General features: G+C 70.5%; 14 protein-coding genes and 1 other RNA gene. All 15 read left to right on the top strand.

Features of this window, described 5'->3' with window-relative positions:
* Nucleotides 1-58: 58 nt before the first annotated feature.
* Nucleotides 59-511, top strand: a complete 453-nt coding sequence (locus JNL41_RS00960; protein ID WP_293472309.1) for an endonuclease domain-containing protein — start codon at nucleotides 59-61, stop codon at nucleotides 509-511.
* 6 nt (nucleotides 512-517) lie between these two features.
* Nucleotides 518-1,660 (top strand): acyl-CoA dehydrogenase family protein, encoded by a 1,143-nt coding sequence (locus JNL41_RS00955; protein WP_293472307.1) that lies wholly within the window; start codon nucleotides 518-520, stop codon nucleotides 1,658-1,660.
* Between the two features lie 200 nt (nucleotides 1,661-1,860).
* The gene (locus JNL41_RS00950; RefSeq protein WP_293472306.1) at nucleotides 1,861-2,454 is read left to right on the top strand and encodes a DUF3052 domain-containing protein; all 594 of its coding nucleotides are present in this window, start codon (nucleotides 1,861-1,863) and stop codon (nucleotides 2,452-2,454) included.
* An 83-nt stretch (nucleotides 2,455-2,537) separates the two neighbouring features.
* A complete protein-coding gene (locus JNL41_RS00945) occupies nucleotides 2,538-3,428 on the top strand; it encodes a DMT family transporter (RefSeq protein ID WP_293472304.1) in 891 nt (296 codons plus the stop codon).
* Nucleotides 3,428-4,153, top strand: coding sequence for an N-acetylmuramoyl-L-alanine amidase (locus tag JNL41_RS00940; RefSeq protein ID WP_293472463.1), 726 nt, complete (start codon nucleotides 3,428-3,430; stop codon nucleotides 4,151-4,153). The genes JNL41_RS00945 and JNL41_RS00940 overlap by 1 nt, the downstream gene beginning before the upstream one ends.
* 30 nt (nucleotides 4,154-4,183) lie before the next feature.
* Nucleotides 4,184-4,589, top strand: an RNA gene (gene rnpB / locus JNL41_RS00935) — RNase P RNA component class A.
* Between the two features lie 237 nt (nucleotides 4,590-4,826).
* Nucleotides 4,827-5,288, top strand: a complete 462-nt coding sequence (locus JNL41_RS00930) for a division/cell wall cluster transcriptional repressor MraZ (RefSeq protein ID WP_293472302.1) — start codon at nucleotides 4,827-4,829, stop codon at nucleotides 5,286-5,288.
* On the top strand, nucleotides 5,285-6,304 hold the full coding sequence (gene rsmH / locus JNL41_RS00925) for a 16S rRNA (cytosine(1402)-N(4))-methyltransferase RsmH (protein ID WP_293472300.1): 1,020 nt from the start codon (nucleotides 5,285-5,287) through the stop codon (nucleotides 6,302-6,304). The genes JNL41_RS00930 and rsmH overlap by 4 nt, the downstream gene beginning before the upstream one ends.
* On the top strand, nucleotides 6,301-6,774 hold the full coding sequence (locus tag JNL41_RS00920; protein ID WP_293472298.1) for a cell division protein: 474 nt from the start codon (nucleotides 6,301-6,303) through the stop codon (nucleotides 6,772-6,774). The genes rsmH and JNL41_RS00920 overlap by 4 nt, the downstream gene beginning before the upstream one ends.
* On the top strand, nucleotides 6,771-8,528 hold the full coding sequence (locus JNL41_RS00915) for a penicillin-binding protein 2 (RefSeq protein ID WP_293472296.1): 1,758 nt from the start codon (nucleotides 6,771-6,773) through the stop codon (nucleotides 8,526-8,528). The genes JNL41_RS00920 and JNL41_RS00915 overlap by 4 nt, the downstream gene beginning before the upstream one ends.
* Before the next feature lie 70 nt (nucleotides 8,529-8,598).
* On the top strand, nucleotides 8,599-10,053 hold the full coding sequence (locus JNL41_RS00910) for a UDP-N-acetylmuramoyl-L-alanyl-D-glutamate--2,6-diaminopimelate ligase (RefSeq protein ID WP_293472462.1): 1,455 nt from the start codon (nucleotides 8,599-8,601) through the stop codon (nucleotides 10,051-10,053).
* On the top strand, nucleotides 10,046-11,455 hold the full coding sequence (gene murF / locus JNL41_RS00905) for a UDP-N-acetylmuramoyl-tripeptide--D-alanyl-D-alanine ligase (RefSeq protein ID WP_293472294.1): 1,410 nt from the start codon (nucleotides 10,046-10,048) through the stop codon (nucleotides 11,453-11,455). Before JNL41_RS00910 ends, murF begins: the two co-directional genes overlap by 8 nt.
* Nucleotides 11,455-12,564: a phospho-N-acetylmuramoyl-pentapeptide-transferase gene (mraY, locus tag JNL41_RS00900; protein ID WP_293472292.1), complete on the top strand. Its 1,110-nt coding sequence runs from the start codon at nucleotides 11,455-11,457 to the stop codon at nucleotides 12,562-12,564. The genes murF and mraY overlap by 1 nt, the downstream gene beginning before the upstream one ends.
* A gap of 20 nt (nucleotides 12,565-12,584) precedes the next feature.
* Nucleotides 12,585-14,015, top strand: coding sequence for a UDP-N-acetylmuramoyl-L-alanine--D-glutamate ligase (gene murD / locus JNL41_RS00895; RefSeq protein ID WP_293472290.1), 1,431 nt, complete (start codon nucleotides 12,585-12,587; stop codon nucleotides 14,013-14,015).
* A complete protein-coding gene (locus tag JNL41_RS00890) occupies nucleotides 14,012-15,202 on the top strand; it encodes a putative peptidoglycan glycosyltransferase FtsW (RefSeq protein ID WP_293472288.1) in 1,191 nt (396 codons plus the stop codon). The genes murD and JNL41_RS00890 overlap by 4 nt, the downstream gene beginning before the upstream one ends.
* Nucleotides 15,203-15,218: the final 16 nt, after the last annotated feature.

Below are 15,218 nucleotides of genomic sequence, written 5' to 3'. Positions count from 1 at the left end.
CAGTCGGTTCCCCTCCCCCTTGCGGGGAGGGGCTAGGGGTGGGGGTGTCTACGGTGAGGTGGGGGCAGCACCCCCACCCCCGGTCCCCGCAAGGGGGAGGGGAGATTTGGAGCGAACGCCAGGAGCGATTCACCGATCCGACCGCGCGGACCGTTCCGCGCGTCGGATGCGGCGCACGCCAACCTACGCCGAACGCGATCTCTGGCAGGTGCTCCGCAAGACCGACCTTCACTTCCGGCGACAGGCGCCGTTCGGGCCCTACATCGCCGACTTCGCCTGCCACTCCGCCCGACTGATCGTCGAGCTGGATGGCGGCATCCACGACTTGCCTTCCGTAGCGGCGAAGGACTTGGAACGAGAGGCTTGGCTGACGGCCCGCGGTTATCGCGTTATGCGGTTCCGGAACAGCGAGCATCCCGAGGACATCGTCCGCATCATCTTCGAGCGGCTCAGCGCCGACACCCCCACCCCCAGCCCCTCCCCGCAAGGGGGAGGGGGGCAGAAGGAGTAGACCACCGTGGATTTCAGCTTCACCGAAGAACAGTCGATGCTGCGCGACACGGTGGCGGCGTATCTCGCCGACCACTACGACTTCGACAAGCGCCGCGCCGTCGTGACCAAGGAGCCCGGCTGGCGGCCCGAGGTCTGGAAGGCCTTCGCCGAGGAGCTGGGCATCCTGGGTGCGCCGTTCTCGGAGGAGCTGGGCGGCCTGGGCGGCGGCGCCATCGACAACATGGTCGTCATGGAGGAATTCGGTAAGGCGCTGGTCGTCGAGCCCTACCTCGGCACCGTGGTGATCGGCGGCGGCTTCCTGAAGCACTCGGGCCATGCCGGCGCGGCCGACCTGATCGGCGGCATCATCGGCGGGACCAACATCTTCGCCTTCGCCTACGCCGAGCCGAAGGGCCGCTACAACCTGGCCGCCCTGGAGACCACGGCGAAGAAGGACGGCGCGGGCTGGGTCCTGAACGGCCACAAGGCGGTGGTGATCGGCGCGCCGTTCGCCACCCACCTGATCGTCACCGCCCGCACCGCCGGCGGCCCGCGTGACGCGCAGGGCATCTCGGTGTTCCTGGTCGAGAAGGGCGCCAAGGGCGTGACCACGCGCGACTACCCGACCGTCGACGGCCTGCGCGCCTCGGAGGTCTACTTCGAGAACGTGAGCCTGGGCGCCGACGCCCTGATCGGCCCGGCCGACAACGGCCTGCCGCTGGTCGAGAAGGTGGTGGACGAGGCCATCGCCGCCACCTGCGCCGAGGCCTGCGGCGTGCTGCGCAAGCTGCACGAGGGCACGCTGGAGTACACCAAGCAGCGCAAGCAGTTCGGCCAGCCGATCAGCTCGTTCCAGGTGCTGCAGCACCGCATGGTCGACATGTTCATCAACGTCGAGCAGGCCGTGTCGATGACCTACATGGCCAACATCAAGGTCACCGACGACGCCGAGCGCGCGAAGGCCGCCTCGGCCGCCAAGGTGCAGATCGGCAAGGCCTGCCGCTTCGTGGGCCAGAACGCCATCCAGTTGCACGGCGGCATGGGCATGACCGACGAGATGGCCATCGGCCACTACTTCAAGCGCGCCACCATGATCGAGACGGCGTTCGGCTCGGTCGACCATCACCTGGCCCGCTACGAGTTCTTGAGCCTGGGCGCGGCGGCCTGATCCTCCGACAGGAACGTCATCCCGCGGCTTGTCCGCGGGACCCATGAATGGCGAGATTCCGGAGGCCCGCGGCGGCGACGCTCGCGGGCCTTCTGCCATGTCCGCGCGTATGGGTCCCGCGGACAAGCCGCGGGATGACGTTCTGGTGGGGTGGGGAAGTTCGGGTTGTCCGAACGACCCCTGCGCGGCACACCTTCGCCATGGGCAAGGACGCACAGGTCGCCGCGCGGTTCGCCGACGGCCCCGATGAAGGCCGGTTGCAGTACGAGGCGCCGAAGCTGCTGTTCCGCGGGCGCGAACGGCGCGTGTGGGACGCCGAGGCGCTCAAGGGGGTCCGCGCCGAAGGCCCCGACCTCGTGCTGACGGACGGCGCCCGCTTCACGCTCGGCGAGAAGGCGGCCGCGAACTGGGCCGACGCGATCGCCAATCCCAGGGGGCGGCTCGACAAGATCGGCGTGAAGGCGGGCATGCGCGTCGCCGTCCTGGGCGTCGCCGACCACGCCTTTGCCGGCGAGCTGGCCGCGCGCGACGCGGCGCTCGTGAACGACCTCGAAGCCCTGGACCTCCTGTTCTACGCCGCCGACAGCGCGGGCGAACTGGCCCGCCTCGGCGAGCTCGTGCCGGCGCTGGCGGAGAGGGGCGCGCTCTGGGTCGTCTCGCGCAAGGGCAAGGCCGCCACTGTCAGGGACGTCGAGGTCATGGCCGCGGCCAAGGCCTTCGGCCTCGTCGACAACAAGGTAGTGGGATTTTCCGACACCCTGACGGCGCTGCGCTTCACGCGCCGCCGCGGATGAGCGCCGACATCGCCGGCTTTGCGCGGACATGACGTCAGCCCGCGGTTGCGGGGCAGGGCCGGGGCGCCCTAACCGGGAGCGCGATGGCCCTCCGCGACTTCGCCCTGCTCATGGCCATGTGCCTGGTCTGGGCGGTGAACAACATCGTGTCGAAGTATGTGGTGAGCACGCTGGACGTGCCGCCGCTGTTCTATGCGGCGTGCCGGTTCCTGATCGTGGCGGCCTGCCTGATCCCCTTCCTGCGGCCGGCGCCGAAGCCGACGTGGCGGCTGATCCTCACCGCCTTCCTGATGGGGGGCGGCAACTTCGGCCTGATGTTCGTGGGGCTGAAGTACTCCACGCCGTCGGCCGCGGCGGTGGTGCTGCAGCTCGGCATGCCGATGACGCTGATCCTGTCGATGATGTTCCTGGGCGAGCGCGTGCGCTGGCGGCGCGGGCTGGGCATCGCCCTCACCTTCGCCGGCGTGCTGACCGTGATGTACGACCCGCACGGCTTCGCCCTCTCCACCGGGCTGATGCTGATCGCCGGCGCGACGCTGATGTCGTCGGTGGGCGTCATCCTGACCAAGCAGATGGAGGACATGCGGCCCATCACCTTCCAGGCCTGGGTGGGGCTGGTGTCGCTGGCGCCGATGGCCGCGCTCTCGGCGATCTTCGAGCCCGGGCAGGTGGAGATCGCGCTGCACGCCGGCTGGCCGTTCCTGGCCGCAGTGGCGTTCTCGGCCTTCATCGTCTCGGTGGGCGCGCATACGCTCTACGTGACGATGCTGCAGAAGTACGAGGCCAACCTGATCTCGGCGCTGATCCTGGTGACGCCGCTGGAGACCATCGCGCTCGGCGTCCTCGTCCTGGACGACCCGTTCGGGCCGCGGCTCCTCGTCGGCAGCGCGCTGGCGCTCGCCGGCGTCTTGATCATCGCCCTGCGGGGCAGTCAGGTGATGGCCATGCTGCTCGCCATGCGGAATCGCGCGTGATGGATGTGATCCCGGCCCCGTCGCCGAACTTCGACGCGCGCACGACGCCGCCCTCGATCCTGGTGCTGCACTACACCGGGATGAGATCGGGCGAAGAGGCCATCGCGCGCCTGCGCGACCCCGATGCGCGGGTCAGTTCGCACTACGTGGTCGAGGAGGACGGGCGCGTCTTCAGCCTGGTGGCCGAGGAGCGGCGTGCATGGCACGCGGGCGTCTCGTTCTGGCGCGGCCGCAGGAACGTCAACGGCGACTCCATCGGCATCGAGATCGTGAACCCCGGCCACGAGTTCGGCTACCGCGCGTTCCCGGACGCCCAGGTCGCCGCCGTGACCGAGCTCGTGGGCGACATCCGCACCCGCTGGGCCATCGAGGACCGCGACATCGTCGGCCACGCCGACGTCGCGCCTGCGCGCAAGGAAGACCCCGGCGAACTCTTCCCCTGGAAGCGCCTCGCCGAGGCCGGCCACGGACTCTGGGCCGAGGCCCCGCCCGCGCCCGGCGCCCCGATCGGAGAGGGCGAGGAGGGCGCCGCCGTCTTCGCCCTGCAGGCCGGCTTCACCCGCCTCGGCTACGACCTCCCGCCCTCGGGCCGGTTCGACGCCGACACCGCCGCGGTGGTCCGGGCCTTCCAGCGGCACTGGCGACAGGCGCGGGTGGACGGCCTGGCGGACGGCGAGACGCGCGCGCGGCTGATCGCGCTGCTGCGGCTCTCTTCCCTCCCTTAATGGCGAGGGAAGTGCTAAGTCGCCCGTGGATCAGACGGCCGGGCGGTCGCGGCGCTTTCGGGCGTCGAGGAAAGTCCGGGCTCCACGACGACATGGCGGTGGGTAACGCCCACCGGGGGTGACCCCAGGGATAGCGCCACAGAGAGCAGACCTCCTTCGCCTCGGCGGAGGGAAGGGTGAAAGGGTGGGGTAAGAGCCCACCGGGCCGCTGGTGACAGGGGCCGCATGGCAAGCCCCGCCAGGAGCAAGACCGAATAGGGATCCCGCGTCCTCTCCCATTCTTCGGAGCGGGAAGGGCAGGGCCGTCGCCGGCCCAGGGATCCGGGTAGGTCGCGAGAACCGGCCGGCAACGGCCGGTCCAGAGGAATGACCGTCACGCGCCTCCTTCGCGAGGAGAGGGTGCGGACAGAACCCGGCTTACAGGCCGTCTGATCTCTTTCCCGACCTTGCCTCCCCCCGCTCCGCGCCAAAGATGTTCCAAGTATGTTCTGTGGATAACTCTTGCGAATTAACCATGAGACCGTTGGACACCTCTGTTTTGGCTCAAATAGTCATCTGGTGTCATTGAAACCCACTCAGTCCCATGTTAACCCAATTGCAATTCGTCGGTCGGAACGCGGGGTCGGGCGCGGGTTCCAGAGGCCGCTGAAGGGCAGGGGGCTGGTTCAGAGGGATGTTTCTCTCGACGTTCGAGAAGCAGCTTGACGCAAAGCGGCGCATCGTCGTGCCGCAGGAGTACCGCGCCACGCTCTCGGCGGACGGTGTCTTCGTCTTCCCCTCCATTCGCTCCAACTGCATCGAAGGCGGCGGTCAGGCCCTGTTCGACCGCTATGGCGCGATGGCCGACGAACTGGAGTTCGGCGACGAGCTGCGGGATTCCATCGAACGCAACGTCTTCGGCGAGATGCAGAAGCTCTCCTTCGACACCGCCGGGCGCATCACCCTGCCCGAAGGGCTCTGCGACCAGTACGGCATCGGCGACTGGGTCGCCGTCGTCGGTCTGCGCGACCGCTTCGAGATCTGGGAGCGCGACGCCTATCGCGCCCAGCGCGACGCCGACCGCGAGCGCGCCCGCACCGGCCTGGCCGACATGCGTGTGCGCCAGCGCGCCGCGCGGCTGGGGGGCGGCGCATGAGCGCCCCTTCCAAGACCAGCCCGGGCAAACCTCATATCTCCGTCCTGCTCGACGAAACGGTCGAGCATCTCGCCGCCAAGCCCGGCGACGTGATCGTGGACGGCACCTTCGGCGCGGGTGGCTACACCCGCGCGATCCTGGCGACAGGCGCGAAGGTCGTGGCCTTTGACCGCGACCCTACGGTCCGTCGCTTCGCCGCGGGATTTCCGGAAGACCGCTTCAGACTGGTGGAAGCGAAATTCTCGGAAATGGACGCGGTCCTCGGCGAGGGCCATGCCGATGGCGTGGCCCTCGACCTCGGGGTGTCCTCGATGCAGTTGGACGAGGCCGCGCGCGGCTTCTCGTTCATGGCCGACGGGCCGCTCGACATGCGCATGGGCGGCGACGGTCCGAGCGCGGCGGACCTGGTCAATACGGCCGAGCAGGACGAGCTGGCCCGCATCATCTTCGTCTACGGGGAGGAGCGCGAAAGCCGCCGCATCGCCCGCGCCATCGTCAGGCGCCGGGCCGAGCAGGCCTTCACCCGCACCGTGGAGCTGGCCGAGTTCGTCGAGCAGGCGCTGGGCGGCCGCCGGGGCGCCAAGATCCATCCCGCCACCCGCACCTTCCAAGGCCTGCGCATCGCGGTGAACGACGAACTGGGCGAGCTGGAGGCGGGCCTCGCCGCCGCCGAACGCGTCCTGAAGGCCGGCGGGCGGCTCTGCGTCGTCACGTTCCATTCGCTCGAAGACAGAATCGTGAAGACGTTCCTGGGCGAGCGGGCGGGGCGGACGCCTTCCGGGTCGCGTCATGCGCCGCCGGTGGCGCAAGGACCCGCGCCCAGCTTCCGCCTGCTCTTCAACGGCGCTCAAGGCCCGTCGGAAGCGGAGGTGGCGGCCAATCCCCGCGCCCGCTCGGCGAAGCTGAGAGCGGCGGTGCGAACCGACGCTCCGGCCTGGACCCTGCTTCGCCAGGGCTACGCGGGGCAGGGGGCGGCGCCTGTCCTTCGCAGCTCCGGAAGGAGCGTAGGAGGATGAGCGTGTTTTCGAAGAAGGTCCGGGGTTTCCGGCTGCTCGACCTGATCGGGGTCGGCTTCCTGATCGCCCTGATCCTGGGCGTCTATCTGGCCAAGACGATGGCCGGCCGCGAGCGCGCCGAGATCGCCTCCGTCGAACGCGAGATCAGGACCGAGAGGTCGCGCATCCGCCTGTTGCAGGCCGAGGTGGCCCACCTGGAACAGCCCGGCCGCATCGAGCGGCTGGCGGCCACCTACCTGAAGATGGAGACCGTGCCGGCCAACCGCGAGGCGCGCGCCGACGAGCTTCCGGGGCTGGCCAAGGCCGGCCCTGCGCCGGCGTCCAAGGCCCCGTCGGCCGTCGCCGCCATGGTCGACGGCGGCAACCACGTCCCCGGCGTCCCGCCGCCGCCGCCGCCGGAGGCCAACCCCGTGCGCGTGGCGCAGGCCGCGCCGGTCGTCGCCACGCCGGCCGCCGGAGCGGCGCGATGAGCCTCGATCAGCAGGCGTTCGGCCGCTGGGGCCTGCCGCGCTGGCTCGCCGAGCGCATGTGGGGCCTCGAGCATGCCTTCGAGCGCGCCCGCGCCTCGGGCCGCGCCGAGGACGACACCCGCCTGCGCATCTTCTTCGTGATGGTGCTGTTCGGCCTGGGCTTCCTGACCGTGGCGGTCGGCGCGACCCGCGCGGCCCTGTTCTCGGATGCGGCCAGGACCAGCGGCATGATCGCGCCGGTCGGCGCCTCGCGCGCCGACCTCGTCGACCGCAACGGCCAGTTGCTGGCCCGCGATCTCACGCACTACGGCCTCTACATCGATCCGCGCGAAATCTGGGACCAGGCCGAGACCCGCCGTTCGCTGCTGGCGATCCTGCCCGACCTCGAAGCCGAGCGGCTGGAGCGGGCGCTGCGCGGCCACCGCCGCATCTTCGTCCTGGGCGCGCTGACCCCGGCCGAGCGCAACAGGGTGCATGAGCTGGGCCTGCCGGGCGTGACCTTCGAGCCCGAGCCGCGGCGCGTCTATCCGCTGGGCCCGAGCGCGGCCCACATCATCGGCTTCTCCGACGCCGGCGGCGAAGGCCTGTCGGGCGCCGAGGCCGCCTTCAACGACGACATCCGTGCGGCGGCCGCCGGCAACGGCACGATCCCGCTCTCCATCGACCTGCGCGTCCAGGGCGCGCTGGAGGACGAGCTCTGGAAGGCCGTGGCCGAGTTCACGCCCAAGGGCGCCGTGGGCGTGGTGACCGACGTCCACACGGGCGAGATCCTGGGCCTTGCGAGCTGGCCTGTGTTCGATCCCAACAAGCCCGGCAAGGCCGGCGTCTACGCCCAGACCAACCGCGCCGCGGCCTCGGTCTTCGAGATGGGCTCGACGTTCAAGGGCTTCACGGTCGCCATCGGCCTCGACACCGGGGTGGCCACGCCCACCTCCACCTACGACGCGACCCAGCCGTTCCATCTCGGCTACCGGACCATCCACGACTACCACGCCGCCCGGAAGGTGCTGAACCTGGTCGAGGTGTTCCAGCATTCGTCCAACATCGGCACCGCCAAGCTGGCCGTGGGCATCGGCCCCGAGAGGATGGGCAAGTACTTCAACGGCCTGGGCCTGACGACGCCGGCGAAGGTCGAACTGATCGAGAGCGCGCGTCCCCTGACGCCCAAGGTCTGGAACGAGGACGCCGTCGCCTCCACCTCGTTCGGTCACGGCATCAACGTGAGCCCGCTGGCCCTGGCGCGGGCCTACGGCGCGGTGCTGAACGGCGGAAAGTTGATCCCGCTCACGATCCGGAAGGTGGAACCGGGCGCGCAGATCGACGGTCCCAGGGTCATGTCCGAGAAGACCTCGCTCGAGATGCTGTCGATCATGCGGGCCAACGTCACCGGCGGCTCGGGCAAGTCGGCGAACATCGAGGGCCTGTACGTCGGCGGCAAGACCGGCACCGGCGAGAAGTACGACCCGGCGATCCGCGGCTACAGCCACGCCAAGCAGGTCTCGTCGTTCGCGGCCATCTTCCCGACCACCGGCGGGGTCGCCGACAAGCGCTACTTCGTCCTGATCCTGATGGACGAGCCGCACGCCACGGCCCGCAGCGCCGGCTACGCCACCGGCGGCTGGGTCGCCGCGCCGGCCGTCGGCCGCGTGATCGAGCGCATCGCGCCGTTCCTGGGCGTCCAGCGCCGCCACAACGTCGCCCAGGCCGTCCCCGTGGAGCAGCCCACCGCCGAGGGGGCGAGCGACGGCCAATGACCCTCCTTCGCCAAGGCATCGGAGGGCTTCGGCCCAGATCCTTCGAAGCTCCTGCATGGAGCGAAGCCGGATGACCGCGCGGCTCTCCAAGATCGTGAAGCGCGACCTGGGCGTGGATCCGGAGATCGCCGGCGTCACCGCCGACAGCCGCAAGGTCGGGCCGGGGTTCCTGTTCGCCGCCCTGCCGGGGTCCAGGGCCGACGGCGCGACCTTCGCGGCCAAGGCCGTCGAGGCGGGCGCGGCGGCGGTCATCGCCGACCAGGACCTGAACCTCGCGGTCCCCACGATCGTCTGCCGCGATCCGCGCAGGGGCTACGCCCTGGCCGCCGCCAACTTCTGGGGCCGCCAGCCGCAGACCTGCGTCGCCGTCACCGGCACCAACGGCAAGACGTCGGTCGCGAACTTCTGCCGCCAGATCTTCGCCGGCGCCGGCCACGTCTCGGCCAGCATGGGCACCCTGGGCCTCACCGTCTCGCGGCCCGACGGCGCGGTCGACCAGCTCACCCCGCCCGGCCTGACGACGCCCGACGCCGGCGACGTCGCCGAGCTGCTGGCGCGCATCAGCCAGATGGGCGTGACCCACTTCGCGATGGAGGCCTCGTCGCACGGCATCGACCAGCGCCGGCTGGACGGCGTGCGGCTGGCCGCGTCCGGGTTCCTGAACCTGACCCAGGACCATCTCGACTACCACGTGACCATGGACGCCTACCTGAAGGCCAAGCTGCGCCTGTTCGAGCAACTGATGCCGCGGGGCGCCACGGCGGTGCTCAACGCCGACAACGAGGCCTTCCCGTTCTTCGCGGCCGCCTCGGTGGTGTCGGGCCAGCGGGTGATGAGCGTGGGCGAGACCGGCCAGGCGCTGAAGCTGCTCGCCCGGGAACTGTTGCCCGACGGCCAGCGGCTCCAGGTCCGCGCGGAGGGCCGGGTGTTCGACATGCGCCTGCCCCTGGCGGGCGATTTTCAGGCTTCCAACGCCCTGGTGGCCGCCGGCCTCTGCAAGGCGGCGGGCCTGTCCTACGAGGAGGCCTTCGCCGGCCTCGAGAAGCTGACCGGCGTAGCCGGGCGCCTGCAGCGCGTCGGGACCACCGGCCACGGCGGCGAGGCTTACGTGGACTACGCCCACACGCCCGACGGCCTGGAGACGGTGCTGAAGGCGCTGCGGCCGCACGTCCGCGGCAAGCTGGTCGTGGTGTTCGGCGCCGGCGGCGACCGCGACAAGACCAAGCGCCCGCTGATGGGCCAGGTCGCAGCGAAGTTCGCCGACGTCGCGATCGTCACCGACGACAATCCGCGCACCGAGGTCGCCGCCACGATCCGCGCCGAGGTTCTCGCCGGCGCGAAGGGCGCGAAGGAGATCGGCGACCGCCGCGAGGCGATCCGCGCGGCCGCCGCGATGCTGCAGGACGGCGACATCCTGGTCGTCGCCGGCAAGGGCCACGAGCAGGGCCAGATCGTGGGCGACGTGGTCCACCCCTTCGACGACGTGGCCGAGACCGCCAGGGCGCTGGAGCTGGTCCATGGCTGACCCGCTCTGGACGTCGAAGGATATAGCGGCGGCGACGGGCGGGGTGGAGGCAGGCGGGTTCGCGGCCACCGGCGTTTCCATCGACACCCGCAGCCTGGAGCCCGGCGACCTTTTCGTCGCGCTGGCGGGCGCGCGCGACGGCCACGAGTTCGTGGCGCAGGCGATGGCCGGGGGCGCGGCCGGGGCCCTGGTGAGCCGCGACGTCGATGCGCCGGCGGTGAAGGTCGCCGGCGACGTGCTCGTGGCGCTGGAGAAGCTGGGCGTGGCGGCGCGCGAGCGGGCGCCGCAGGCCAGGCGCGGCGCGGTCACCGGCTCGGTCGGCAAGACCTCGGTCACCCAGGCGGTTATGGCGGGCCTTTCGCTCGCCGGACCGGCCCATTCGTCCGTGAAGAGCTACAACAACCACATCGGCGTGCCGCTGACGCTGGCGCGGATGCCGGCCGCGACGCGGCGCGCGGTGTTCGAGATCGGCATGAACCACGCCGAGGAGATCCGGCCGCTCTCCAAGCTCGTCAGGCCGCACGCCGCGCTCGTCACTACGGTCGGCCCCGTCCACACCGAGAACTTTCCCGACGGCGAGGCGGGCGTGGCCCGCGCCAAGGCGGAGGTGTTCGAAGGCCTGGAGCCCGGCGGCGTCGCCGTCCTCAACGCCGACAACCGCTGGTTCGACCTGCTGGCGGCGGCAGCCCGGGACGCCGGCGCCGTCGTCCGCACCTTCGGCCGGGCCGAGCACTGCGACGCCCGCCTGATCGACTTCCAGGTTCCCGGCTCCCACGCCGTCGTCCAGGCCCGCTTCGACGGCACGGCGATGGACTTCCCGATCCTGCAGACCGGGCTGCACTGGGGCCTGAATGCGATGGCCGTGCTGCTGATGCTGCAGGCCCTCGACGTCGACCTCGACAAGAGCCTGGCCGCGCTGGGCGCGTTCGAACCGCTGGCCGGGCGCGGCGCCGAGAAGACCGTCGCCGTCTCCGGCGGCGCCTTCACGCTCATCGACGAGAGCTACAACGCCAACCCGATCTCGATGGCGTCGGCCATCGCCACCCTGGGCGCGCGGGCCGCGCCGGGCCGCCGGATCGTGGCCCTGACCGACATGCTGGAACTCGGGCCGCAGCAGGCCGAGTTCCACGCCCGCCTCGCGGAGCCGCTGGCCTCTGCGTCGATCGACCTCGTCTTCTGCGCCGGTCCTCTGATGAAATCGCTCTGGGACGCCCTTCCGCCGACTCGGCGCGGCGGCTACGCGGAAACGGCGGCCGAACTCGCGCCGCGCGTCGCCGAAGCCGTGAGAGCGGGCGACGTCGTGATGGTGAAGGGGTCGAACGGGTCGAAGGCCGGGCAGGTCGCCCAGGCGTTGGCCGCGCTCGGCGACCCCTCCAGCGCCCGACCTGGGGAGACGCGCTGATGTTCTACTGGCTCTACCTGGCCTTCGGCGCGCACCAGTACGTCCCGGTCCTCAACCTGCTGAAGTACCAGACCACCCGCACGAGCCTGGCCATCTTCACCGCCTGGTTCGTGGTGACCCTGCTGGGCTCGCGCTTCATCCGCTGGATGCGCGCCAGGCAGGGAAAGGGCCAGCCGATCCGCACCGACGGCATCGAGCGCCACGTCATCGAGAAGGCCGGAACCCCGACCATGGGCGGGGTCATGATCCTGGCGGGCCTGTTCGCCGCGGTCCTGCTCTGGGCCGACCTGACCAACGTCTACGTCTGGGCCGTGTTGATCGTGACGGCCGGCTACGGCGTCCTGGGCTTCACGGACGACTACGCCAAGGTGACCAAGCAGAGCAGCGCCGGCATCTCCGGGAAGCTGCGCCTGGTGCTGGAGGCCAGCATCGCCATGGCGGCGGTCCTGCTGATCATCCTGGCGGCGCCGAAGCCGCCGGAGAACCCGGAGATCCTGACGTCGGTCACCTTCCCGATCTTCAAGCAGTACTTCGTGGACCTCTCCTGGGGCTACCTGCTGTTCGGCGCCTTCATCATCGTGGGCGCCGCCAACGCGGTGAACTTCACCGACGGGCTGGACGGCCTGGCCACGGTGCCGGTGATGATCGCCGCGGCCGCCTACGGCCTGATCGCCTACCTGGTCGGCAACTTCGTCTTCGCCAACTACCTGCAGCTCCATTTCGTGCCCGGGGTGGGCGAACTGGCGGTGTTCTGCGGGGCGCTGCTGGGCGCCGGGCTGGGCTTCCTCTGGTACAACGCGCCGCCGGCGAAGATCTTCATGGGCGACACCGGCTCGCTGGCGCTGGGCGGCGCCGTGGGCGCGATCGCGGTCGCCACACGCCACGAGATCGTGCTGGGCATCATCGGGGGGCTGTTCGTCGCCGAGACGCTGTCGGTGATGATCCAGGTCGTGTGGTTCAAGCGCACCGGCCGGCGCATCTTCCTGATGGCCCCGGTGCATCACCATTTCGAGAAGCTGGGCTGGTCGGAATCGACGGTCGTGATCCGGTTCTGGATCGTCGCCGTGATGCTGGCCCTGGTCGGCCTCGCCACCCTGAAGCTGCGGTAGGGAGGGTCGGCGCAGGCGTCATGATTCCGGTCCGCGGATTCGAAGGGAAGACCGTCGCCGTGTTCGGCCTGGCCCGCACGGGCCTGGCGGCCGCGCGCGCCCTCGAAGCGGGCAAGGCCAGGGTCGCGCTCTGGGACGACAACCCCAGGACCCGCGCCGCCGCGGAAGCCGAGGGTTTCACGCTGACCGACCTCACGAGCGCCGACTGGTCAGACTTCGCCGCGCTGATGCTCTCGCCGGGCGTTCCGCTCACCCACCCCAGGCCGCACTGGACGGTGGAGAAGGCCAGGGCCCAGGGCGTCGAGATCCTGGGCGACATCGAACTCTTCGCGCGGACCGTGAACGCGGCGCCGGAGCACAGGCGGCCGAAGGTCGTCGCCATCACCGGCACCAACGGCAAGTCGACCACAACCGCGCTGATCGGCCACGTCTGCGCCGAGGCCGGGCGCGACGTCCGGGTCGGCGGCAACATCGGCTCGGCGGTCTTCGGCCTGGACGACATGCACGGCGGCGCCGTCTACGTGCTGGAGCTGTCGTCCTACCAACTGGACCTGACGTCCTCCCTGAAGGCCGACGTCACGGTCATCCTCAACATCTCGCCCGACCATCTGGAGCGGCACGGCGACATGGAGGGCTACGTCGCGGCCAAGAAGCGGATCCTCGCCAACCAGGGCAAGGGCGACACCGCCGTCATCGGCGTGGACGACGCCTGGGGCCAGATGATCTGCACCGAGATCACCGCCGCCAACCGTCGAACCATCGTGCCGGTCAGCGCCAGCAAGGCCATGAGCCGCGGCGTCTACGTGCTGGACGGCCTGCTCTACGACGCCTCGGGCGAACGCACCGTCGAGGTCGCCGACCTGAAGCGGGCCCGCTCGCTGCCGGGCCGGCACAACTGGCAGAACGCGGCCGCCGCCTTCGCCGCCGCCAGGGGGCTGGGTGTCGATCCGGCCGCCGCCGCCCGCGCGCTGATGACGTTCCCGGGCCTCGCGCACCGGATGGAGACCCTGGGCGTGGTGGGCAAGGTCCGCTTCGTCAACGACAGCAAGGCGACCAACGCCGACGCCGCGCGCCAGGCGCTGTCGTCCTACCCGCAGGTCTACTGGATCGCCGGCGGCCAGCCGAAGTCGGGCGGCATCGACGACCTCGCCGACCTCTTCCCGCGGGTGGTCAAGGCTTACCTCGTGGGCGAGGCCGCGCCGGCCTTCGAGCAGACGCTGGAGGGCAAGGCCGCGACCGTCCGATGCGGCACGATCCCCGCCGCCGCGGAGGCCGCCTTCCGCGACGCCGAGGCCTCTGGCAAGGACGCGATCGTCCTGCTCTCGCCGGCCTGCGCGTCCTTCGACCAGTTCGCCGACTTCGAGCAGCGCGGCGACGCCTTCCGCGCCGCCGTCAACGCCATCGCCGCCGGTCAGACGCCCTCTGGCAGGGAAAGCAGGGGGGCTGCATGACCACCACCACGCCGAACAGCCACAGCCATGCCCATGCGTTCCCGCGCTCCGACCGCTCGCCGCTGGGCGTCTGGTGGTGGACGGTCGACCGCTGGATGCTGGGGGTCGTCGCGATCCTGATCGGCATCGGCGTGGTGATCTCGTTCGCCGCCAGCCCGGCCGCCGCCATGCGCATGAACATCGGCGACCCATTCCACTTCGCGGTGCGCCAGTGCGTTTTCGCCGCTGGGGCCATCGTCATCCTGATCAGCGTCTCGATGCTGGACGTGAAGGGGATCCGACGCGCCGCCTTCTTCATCTGGATCGCGGCGATCGCGGTGATGATCGCGCTGCCGTTCATCGGCCACAACGCCAAGGGGGCGACCCGCTGGATCGAGTTCGGCGGCTTCACCTTCCAGCCCTCGGAATACATGAAGCCCGCCCTGGTCATCCTGGTCGCCTGGATGTTCGCCGAGGGGCAGAAAGGGCAGGGCGTACCCGGCGTCTCCATCGCCTTCTGCCTCTTCGCCGTCTCGGTGGGCCTGCTGCTGATCCAGCCCGACGTGGGCCAGACGGTGCTCATCACCGTGGCGTTCGGCGCCGCCTTCTGGATGGCCGGCGTGCCCATATCCTGGGTGATGGGCCTGGGCGCCGTCGCCGTCGCGGGGCTCAGTTCCACCTACTTCCTCTTCCCGCACGTCCAGAGCCGCGTCGACCGGTTCTTCTCGCCGGAGAAGGCCGACACCCACCAGGTCGACGCCGCCGCGGTGGCCCAGGCCGCCGGCGGCCTCTTCGGCCGCGGTCCGGGCGAGGGCGTCATGAAGCGCAAGGTGCCCGACCTGCACACCGACTTCGCCGCGAGCGTCGGCGCCGAGGAGTTCGGCCTCGTGTTCCTGCTGCTGGTGATCTCGCTCTTCGCATTCGTCGTGGTGCGCGGCCTCATGCGCGCCATGAAGCTGAACGATCCGTTCGAGCAGGTGGCCGCCGCGGCGCTCTTCGTGCTCGTCGGCCAGCAGGCGATCATCAACCTGGCGGTGAACCTGAACATGATGCCGACCAAGGGCATGACGCTCCCCTTCATCAGCTACGGCGGCTCCTCGATGCTGGCCAGCGGGCTGACCATGGGCCTCGCGCTGGCGCTGACCCGTCGCCGACCCGGCGCGTACGTTCCGACCGAAGGCCTGGCCAAGGCGGGGGCGTACAACTGATGGGGCCTCCCCCGAA

The sequence above is a fragment of the Phenylobacterium sp. genome (assembly GCF_016793285.1).
GTDB lineage: Bacteria > Pseudomonadota > Alphaproteobacteria > Caulobacterales > Caulobacteraceae > Phenylobacterium.
Note: the sequence above shows the minus strand (reverse complement) of the source record. Positions and strands in the feature narration are given on the sequence as shown.

Excerpts from the sequence above, each read along its gene's own strand:
- JNL41_RS00940 (WP_293472463.1), top strand. The coding sequence starts at position 3,428 with ATGGATGTGATCCCGGCCCCGTCGCCGAACTTCGACGCGCGCACGACG.
- JNL41_RS00930 (WP_293472302.1), top strand. The coding sequence starts at position 4,827 with ATGTTTCTCTCGACGTTCGAGAAGCAGCTTGACGCAAAGCGGCGCATC.
- murD (WP_293472290.1), top strand. The coding sequence starts at position 12,585 with ATGATTCCGGTCCGCGGATTCGAAGGGAAGACCGTCGCCGTGTTCGGC.
- murF (WP_293472294.1), top strand. The coding sequence starts at position 10,046 with ATGGCTGACCCGCTCTGGACGTCGAAGGATATAGCGGCGGCGACGGGC.
- JNL41_RS00910 (WP_293472462.1), top strand. The coding sequence starts at position 8,599 with ATGACCGCGCGGCTCTCCAAGATCGTGAAGCGCGACCTGGGCGTGGAT.
- JNL41_RS00945 (WP_293472304.1), top strand. The coding sequence starts at position 2,538 with ATGGCCCTCCGCGACTTCGCCCTGCTCATGGCCATGTGCCTGGTCTGG.
- rsmH (WP_293472300.1), top strand. The coding sequence starts at position 5,285 with ATGAGCGCCCCTTCCAAGACCAGCCCGGGCAAACCTCATATCTCCGTC.
- JNL41_RS00915 (WP_293472296.1), top strand. The coding sequence starts at position 6,771 with ATGAGCCTCGATCAGCAGGCGTTCGGCCGCTGGGGCCTGCCGCGCTGG.
- JNL41_RS00890 (WP_293472288.1), top strand. The coding sequence starts at position 14,012 with ATGACCACCACCACGCCGAACAGCCACAGCCATGCCCATGCGTTCCCG.
- JNL41_RS00950 (WP_293472306.1), top strand. The coding sequence starts at position 1,861 with ATGGGCAAGGACGCACAGGTCGCCGCGCGGTTCGCCGACGGCCCCGAT.
- JNL41_RS00920 (WP_293472298.1), top strand. The coding sequence starts at position 6,301 with ATGAGCGTGTTTTCGAAGAAGGTCCGGGGTTTCCGGCTGCTCGACCTG.
- mraY (WP_293472292.1), top strand. The coding sequence starts at position 11,455 with ATGTTCTACTGGCTCTACCTGGCCTTCGGCGCGCACCAGTACGTCCCG.